Annotated in this window: 5 protein-coding genes; all 5 read right to left on the bottom strand. The window is 66.6% G+C overall.

The features are described 5' to 3' along the window. Positions 1-836, bottom strand: an 836-nt coding sequence (locus Q0L54_RS02740; protein WP_296665333.1) for an elongation factor Tu, incomplete at its 3' end; no start/stop codon positions are given. Positions 837-954: 118 nt separating this feature from the next. Next, on the bottom strand, positions 955-3,069 hold the full coding sequence (gene fusA / locus Q0L54_RS02735; protein ID WP_296665332.1) for an elongation factor G: 2,115 nt from the start codon (positions 3,067-3,069) through the stop codon (positions 955-957). Positions 3,070-3,113: 44 nt separating this feature from the next. Next, positions 3,114-3,584, bottom strand: coding sequence for a 30S ribosomal protein S7 (gene rpsG, locus Q0L54_RS02730; protein WP_296665330.1), 471 nt, complete (start codon positions 3,582-3,584; stop codon positions 3,114-3,116). Further along, entirely contained in the window at positions 3,584-3,958 is a 375-nt protein-coding gene (gene rpsL, locus Q0L54_RS02725; RefSeq protein ID WP_042213193.1) for a 30S ribosomal protein S12, read from the bottom strand. The genes rpsG and rpsL overlap by 1 nt, the downstream gene beginning before the upstream one ends. Before the next feature lie 195 nt (positions 3,959-4,153). Continuing rightward, positions 4,154-8,026, bottom strand: a complete 3,873-nt coding sequence (locus Q0L54_RS02720) for a DNA-directed RNA polymerase subunit beta' (RefSeq protein WP_296665325.1) — start codon at positions 8,024-8,026, stop codon at positions 4,154-4,156. Between the last annotated feature and the right edge of the window lie 45 nt (positions 8,027-8,071).

The raw sequence follows: 8,071 nt of genomic DNA, 5'->3' as shown, positions 1-8,071 counted from the left end.
CAGTTCTCGCCGGCCCACGCCTCGTCCATCTGCTTGTGGAACATCTCGATGCCCGTGACGATGGTCTTCTGCGGCTGGCGGATGCCGAGGATCTCGACCTCCGAGTTGATCTTGAGCTTGCCGCGCTCGACCTTGCCGGTGACGACGGTGCCACGACCGGTGATGGTGAAGACGTCCTCGATGGGCATGAGGAACGGCTTGTCCATGTCGCGGACGGGCTCGGGGACGCTCTCGTCCACGGCGTCCATCAGCTCCTGGACGGTCGCCACCCACTCCGGGTCGCCCTCGAGCGCCTTCAGCGCCGAGACGCGCACCACGGGTGCGTTGTCGCCGTCGAAGCCCTGCGAGGACAGCAGCTCACGGACCTCCATCTCGACGAGCTCGAGGAGCTCCTCGTCGGCCGCGGGGATCATGTCCGCCTTGTTCAGCGCGACGAGCAGGTAGGGCACGCCCACCTGACGGGCGAGGAGCACGTGCTCACGCGTCTGCGCCATCGGGCCGTCGGTCGCCGCGACCACAAGGATCGCGCCGTCCATCTGGGCCGCGCCGGTGATCATGTTCTTGATGTAGTCCGCGTGGCCGGGTGCGTCCACGTGCGCGTAGTGGCGCTTCTCGGTCTCGTACTCGATGTGCGCGATGTTGATGGTGATACCGCGCTCGCGCTCCTCGGGAGCCTTGTCGATGTCCTCGAAGGGCGTGAAGGGGTTGAGGTCCGGGAACCTGTCGTGCAGGACCTTCGAGATTGCGGCGGTCAGCGTCGTCTTTCCGTGGTCGACGTGACCGATGGTGCCGACGTTGACGTGCGGCTTGGTCCGCTCGAACTTGACCTTAGCCATGGTGGCTTCCTCCTGAATGTGTTGTGAGACTCGGGTAGAGGATCCGACTGCTGATGGCCGCTGCCATCGTGGGGCGCATCCCTACTGGTCGTATTATTTCCTACTTCAACCGTTGGGACTACTCGCCCCGGGTCTTAGCGATGATCTCCTCGGCAACGTTGCGAGGAACCTCTGCGTAGCTGTCGAAGGTCATCGAGTACACCGCACGACCCTGCGTCTTGGAACGCAGGTCGCCGACGTAGCCGAACATCTCCGAGAGCGGAACCAGTGAGTCGATGACCTTGACGCCGGCGGCGTCGGACATGTGACGGATCTGGCCACGGCGTGAGTTGAGATCGCCGATCACGTCGCCCATGTACTCCTCGGGCGTGCGCACCTCGACGGCCATCACCGGCTCCAGCAGAACCGGGTTGGCCTTGCGAGCGGCCTCCTTGAAGGCCATCGAGCCGGCGATCTTGAACGCCATCTCGGACGAGTCGACGTCGTGGTACTGACCGTCGAGCAGCGCGGCCTTCACGCCCACCATCTGGTAGCCCGCGAGGATGCCGATCTGCATGGCGTCCTGGATGCCCGCGTCGACCGACGGGATGTACTCGCGCGGCACGCGACCACCGGTGACGGAGTTCACGAACTCGTACTGCACCTCGGAGTCGGCGTCGAGCGGCTCGATGCTGATCTGAACCTTGGCGAACTGGCCCGATCCACCCGTCTGCTTCTTGTGGGTGTAGTCGTGCTTGGCGACGGTGCCACGAATGGTCTCGCGGTACGCGACCTGCGGCTTGCCCACGTTGGCGTCGACCTTGAACTCGCGACGCATGCGGTCGACGATGATGTCCAGGTGCAGCTCGCCCATGCCGGAGATGACGGTCTGGCCCGTGTCCTCGTCGAGCTTGACGCGGAAGGTCGGGTCCTCCTCGGCCAGCTTCTGGATCGCGATGGACATCTTCTCCTGGTCGCCCTTGGTCTTGGGCTCGACCGCCACGTGGATCACGGGCTCAGGGAAGGTCATCGACTCGAGCACGACGGGCGCGCTCGGGTCGCACAGGGTGTCGCCCGTGGTGGTGTCCTTGAGGCCGATCACCGCGTAGATGTGGCCCGCGGTGACCGAGTCGACCGGGTTCTCCTTGTTGGCGTGCATCTGGAAGACCTTGCCGATGCGCTCCTTCTTGCCCTTGGTCGCGTTGACCACTGCGGCTCCGGAGTCGACCTTGCCCGAGTAGACCCGGATGTAGGTGAGGCGTCCGAAGAAGGGGTGCGTCATGATCTTGAAGGCGAGCGCGGAGAACGGCTCGTCGGCGTCGGCGTGACGCTCGACGATCTTCTCCTCGTCGTTGGGCGCGTGGCCCTCGATCGCGGGCATGTCGATCGGCGACGGCAGGTAGTCCACCACCGCGTCGAGCATCGGCTGCACGCCGCGGTTCTTGAACGCCGAGCCGCACAGCACGGGGTACAGCTCCGAGTTGAGGACCATCTTGCGGATGGCGCCCTTGATCTCCGGAACCGTCAGCTCCTCGCCGCCGAGGTACTTCTCGATCAGCGCCTCGTCGGACTCGGCGACGGCCTCGAGCAGCTCGGCCCGGTACTCCTCCGCCTTGTCGACCAGGTGCGCGGGAATCGCCTCGACCTCGTACTTGGCGCCCAGGGTGACGTCACCCTTGGAGTCGCCCGGCCACACCAGCGCACGCATCTCGACCAGGTCGACGACGCCCACGAAGTCGCCCTCCGCGCCGATCGGCAGCTGGATGACGAGCGGCTTCGCGCCGAGGCGCGACTTGATGGTGTCGACGGTGAAGTAGAAGTCCGCGCCGATCTTGTCCATCTTGTTGACGAAGCAGATGCGGGGGACGTTGTACTTGTCGGCCTGGCGCCAGACGGTCTCGGACTGGGGCTCCACGCCCTCCTTGCCGTCGAACACCGCAACCGCGCCGTCAAGGACGCGCAGGTTGCGCTCGACCTCGACGGTGAAGTCGACGTGGCCGGGGGTGTCGATGATGTTCAGCTGGGTGGTGTTCCAGAAGCACGTGGTCGCGGCGGACGTGATGGTGATGCCGCGCTCCTGCTCCTGCGCCATCCAGTCCATCGTCGCGGCGCCGTCGTGCACCTCGCCGATCTTGTAGGTGATACCCGTGTAGAACAGGATTCGCTCGGTCGTCGTCGTCTTGCCGGCATCGATGTGGGCCATGATGCCGAAGTTGCGGACCTTCGTGAGGTCCGTGAGCACGTCCTGTGCCACGAGTGGTTCTCCTAGTCGTCTCGATCGGTCGAACGCGGCTGCGACTACCAGCGGTAGTGCGCGAACGCCTTGTTCGACTCGGCCATCTTGTGCATGTCCTCGCGACGCTTGACCGCGGCACCGAGGCCGTTGGACGCGTCGAGGACCTCGTTCATGAGGCGCTCGGTCATGGTCTTCTCACGGCGCTGACGGGCGAAGTCAACGAGCCAGCGCAGCGCCAGCGTGGTCGCGCGCACCGGGCGCACGTCGACCGGCACCTGGTACGTGGCACCGCCCACGCGGCGGGAGCGGACCTCGAGCGCGGGGCGGATGTTGTCGAGCGCGCGCTTGAGCACCACGACGGGGTCCTGGCCCGACTTCTCGCGGACGCCCTCGAGCGCACCGTAGACGATGGCCTCGGCGACGGACTTCTTGCCGTCCAGCAGGACCTTGTTGATGAGCTGCGTCACCACGGGGGCGCCGTAGACGGGGTCGTTGATGATCGGACGCTTCGGCGCCGGTCCCTTGCGAGGCATTACTTCTTCTCCATCTTCGCGCCGTAGCGGCTGCGAGCCTGCTTGCGGTTCTTCACGCCCTGCGTGTCGAGAGAGCCGCGGACGATCTTGTAGCGGACACCCGGGAGGTCCTTCACACGGCCGCCGCGCACGAGCACGATCGAGTGCTCCTGGAGGTTGTGGCCCTCACCGGGGATGTACGCGGTGACCTCGATACCGGTCGAGAGGCGCACACGCGCCACCTTGCGCAGAGCCGAGTTCGGCTTCTTCGGGGTGGTCGTGTAGACGCGCGTGCAGACGCCGCGACGCTGGGGGCTCGACTGAAGAGCCGGGGTCTTGGTCTTGGAGGCCTTGGGGTGACGGCCCTTCCTGACCAGCTGCTGAATCGTAGGCACTGCATCTCCGTGTCTGTCTCGGTACTGAGGAAACGTTTGTCGTGTCGGCCCGACCCCCGCGCCCGGGCGTGTCGTTCCATCGGCTTGTCGCACCACGGGCGCGACTCGGGGGCCCGGCGACGCGGGCACAAGCATCTAAGATACCCGCGCTCCGCGCCGCCGTCAAAGCGGACTTCGCCCGCCGGCCCCGTCGGTTCAGTCTCGGATGTCGAACTCCTCGAGCGGCACGGCCTCGCCGGTGCCCTCGCCGAAGAACTGGCCGTCCCATTCCTCATACCCGAAGGTCGGGAACAGGTTGGCCTTCGCCGCCTCGGTGGGCTCCACCGTCGCCGTGCGGTACTGGGCGAGCCCGGTACCGGCGGGGATGAGCTTTCCGATGATGACGTTCTCCTTGAGGCCGAGCAGCGAGTCCGACTTGCCGGACATCGCGGCCTCGGTGAGGACGCGCGTGGTCTCCTGGAAGGAGGCCGCCGAGAGCCACGACTCGGTCGCGAGCGACGCCTTCGTGATGCCCATGAGCTCGGGACGCGCGGAGGCGGGCTTGCCGCCGGCGGTCACGGTCTCGCGGTTGGCGTTCTCGAAACGGCTGCGCTCGGCGAGCTCGCCGGGCAGCAGGTTGGTCTCGCCGGAGTCGAGCACGGTCACGCGGCGCAGCATCTGCCGCACGATGACCTCGATGTGCTTGTCGTGGATCTCCACACCCTGCGAGCGGTAGACGTTCTGGACCTCGTCCACCAGGTGCTTCTGGGTGGCACGCGGGCCCAGGATACGGAGCACGTTCTTGGGGTCGACCGCACCCGCGACCAGCTGCTGGCCCACCTCGACGTGCTCGCCATCCTGGACCACCAGGCGCGAGCGCTTGGTGACCGGGTACTCGACGGGCTCGTCACCGTTGTCGGGCGTGACCACCAGGCGACGGGTCGCCTCCGAGTCGTCCACCTTCAGCGTTCCGGCGACCTCGGAGATCGGGGCCTCACCCTTGGGGGTGCGGGCCTCGAACAGCTCCTGGACACGCGGGAGACCCTGCGTGATGTCGTCCGCCGATGCCACACCACCGGTGTGGAAGGTGCGCATCGTCAGCTGAGTGCCGGGCTCGCCGATGGACTGCGCCGCGATGATGCCCACGGCCTCGCCGATGTCGACGAGTTCACGGGTGGCGAGCGACCGGCCGTAGCAGCGTGCGCAGGTGCCCACCGCGGACTCGCAGGTCAGGACCGAGCGGACCTTGACCTCTTCGACGCCCTCGATGATCAGCGCGTCGATGATCGCGTCGCCGATGTCGGAGCCGGCCTTCGCGAGCACCGTCCCAGAGGCGTCCTCCACGTCGACCGCCAGCGTGCGCGCGAAGACCGAGGTGGCGACGCGCTCGTGCCAGATCCGATCGCCGGCGGGCGTGACCTCGACGATGGGCATCGTCAGGCCACGCTCGGTGCCGCAGTCGTCCTCGCGGACGATGACGTCCTGGGAGACGTCGACCAGGCGGCGCGTGAGATATCCGGAGTCCGCAGTACGCAGCGCCGTGTCCGCGAGGCCCTTTCGGGCACCGTGGGTGGCGATGAAGTACTCGAGGACGGACAGCCCCTCGCGGTAGTTCGACTTGATCGGGCGCGGAATGATCTCGCCCTTCGGGTTGGCCACAAGGCCACGCATGCCCGCGATCTGGCGGACCTGCATCCAGTTGCCTCGCGCCCCGGAGCCCACCATGGTGTGCACCGTGTTGTGCTCGGGGAAGGCCTCCCGCATGGCCTTGTCGACCTCGTTGGTGGCCTGGGTCCAGATCTCGATGAGCTCCTGACGGCGCTCGTCGTCGGTGATCAGACCGGTGTCGAACTGGTCCTGAACCTTGGCGGCCTGGGCCTCGTAGCGCTCGAGGATCTCCTGCTTGTTGGACGGCGTCGCGACGTCGCCGATGGCGATCGTCACACCCGACCGGGTCGCCCAGTGGAAGCCCGCCGCCTTGAGGGCGTCGAGCGAGGCGGCAACCTCGACCTTGGGGTAGCGCTCAGCGAGGGTGTTGACGATGTCGCCCAGCACCTTCTTGTCCACGTTGCGGTTGACGTACGGGTACGTCACCGGCAGCAGGTCGTTGAACAGCGAGCGACCGAGCGTGGTGGTGAGCATGAACATCGCGCCGGCCACGTGATCCGCGGGCAGCTCGACGTCGACCGGGGGCACCGTGTCGCCGTCGACGCGGAGACGGATCTCCGAGTTGAGGGTGATGGTGCCATGGTCGAGAGCCATGAGCGCCTCCGCCTGCGAGCCGAACACCAGGCCCTCCCCCGTCGAGCCCGTCTTGAGCAGCGACAGGTGGTAGAGGCCGATGATCATGTCCTGCGAGGGCATGGTCACCGGGCGGCCGTCGGACGGCTTCAGGATGTTGTTGCTCGAGAGCATCAGCACGCGGGCCTCGGCCTGCGCCTCGGCCGAGAGCGGCAGGTGCACAGCCATCTGGTCACCGTCGAAGTCGGCGTTGAACGCGCCGCAGACCAGCGGGTGCAGGTGGATGGCCTTGCCCTCGACCAGTTGGGGCTCGAACGCCTGGATGCCCAGGCGGTGCAGGGTGGGCGCGCGGTTGAGCAGCACGGGGTGCTCGCGGATGACCTCCTCGAGCACGTCCCAGACCTCGGGACGGCTGCGTTCGACCATGCGCTTGGCGGACTTGATGTTCTGGGCGTGGTTGAGCTCGACCAGGCGCTTCATGACGAAGGGCTTGAACAGCTCGAGCGCCATCTGCTTGGGCAGGCCGCACTGGTGCAGCTTGAGGGTGGGGCCCACCACGATGACCGAACGGCCCGAGTAGTCGACGCGCTTGCCGAGCAGGTTCTGGCGGAACCGGCCCTGCTTGCCCTTGAGCATGTCCGAGATGGACTTGAGCGGGCGGTTGCCCGGCCCCGTCACCGGACGGCCGCGGCGGCCGTTGTCGAACAGCGAGTCGACGGCCTCCTGCAGCATGCGCTTCTCGTTGTTCACGATGATCTCGGGGGCGCCGAGGTCGAGCAGACGCTTGAGGCGGTTGTTGCGGTTGATGACGCGGCGGTACAGGTCGTTGAGGTCGGAGGTCGCGAAGCGTCCACCGTCCAGCTGGACCATGGGCCGCAGGTCCGGCGGGATCACCGGGACGCAGTCGAGCACCATGCCCTCGGGCGAGTTGGTGGTGGTGAGGAACGCGTTGACCACCTTGAGGCGCTTGAGCGCGCGGGTCTTGCGCTGGCCCTTGCCGGTCGCGATGATCTCGCGCAGCTTGTCGGCCTCGGCGGCGAGGTCGAAGGTCTGCAGGCGCTTCTGAATCGCCTCCGCACCCATCGAGCCCTTGAAGTAGGAACCGTAGCGGCGCGACATCTCGCGGTACAGCATCTCGTCGCCCTCGAGGTCCTGGACCTTGAGGCCGGCGAAGCGGTCGAAGATCGCGTCGAGACGCTCGATCTCCGCATCGGCACGCTTACGGATGTTCGCCATCTCGCGCTCGGCGCCGTCCTTGACCTTGCGCTTCACGTCGGCCTTGGCACCCTCGGCCTCGAGCTCGCCCAGGTCCTTCTCGAGCTTCTCGGCACGCGTATTGATGTCGACGTCGCGCTGGTTGGCGATCGCCTTCTTCTCCTTCTCCAGCTCGTTGCGGAGCTGGGGAAGGTCCTCGTGACGGCCGTCGATGTCCACCTCGGTGACCATGTACGCCGCGAAGTAGATGACCTTCTCGAGGTCCTTCGGGGCGAGGTCGAGGAGGTAGCCCAGTCGCGACGGGACGCCCTTGAAGTACCAGATGTGCGTGACCGGGGCGGCCAGCTCGATGTGGCCCATCCGCTCGCGGCGGACCTTCGAACGGGTCACCTCGACGCCGCAGCGCTCACAGATGATGCCGCGGTAGCGGACGCGCTTGTACTTGCCGCAGCCGCATTCCCAGTCCCGTGTGGGACCGAAGATCTTCTCGCAGAACAGGCCGTCCTTCTCGGGCTTGAGCGTGCGGTAGTTGATGGTCTCGGGCTTCTTCACCTCACCGTGCGACCAATTGCGGATGTCCTCCGCGGTCGCAAGGCCGATGCGCAGATCGCCGAACTCGTTGACGTCGAGCAAGGTTCTACTTCCTTACTGCCGGCGAGGCGCCGGCACCGAAAACTT

This window comes from Demequina sp. (genome assembly GCF_024642165.1).
Taxonomy (GTDB): Bacteria; Actinomycetota; Actinomycetes; order Actinomycetales; family Demequinaceae; genus Demequina.
The sequence above is the reverse complement of the archived record's forward strand: the minus strand, read 5'-3'. Positions and strand labels throughout refer to the sequence as shown.

Bases quoted from the DNA above. Each gene is read 5' to 3' on its own strand.
- rpsG (WP_296665330.1), bottom strand. From the start codon at position 3,584: ATGCCTCGCAAGGGACCGGCGCCGAAGCGTCCGATCATCAACGACCCC.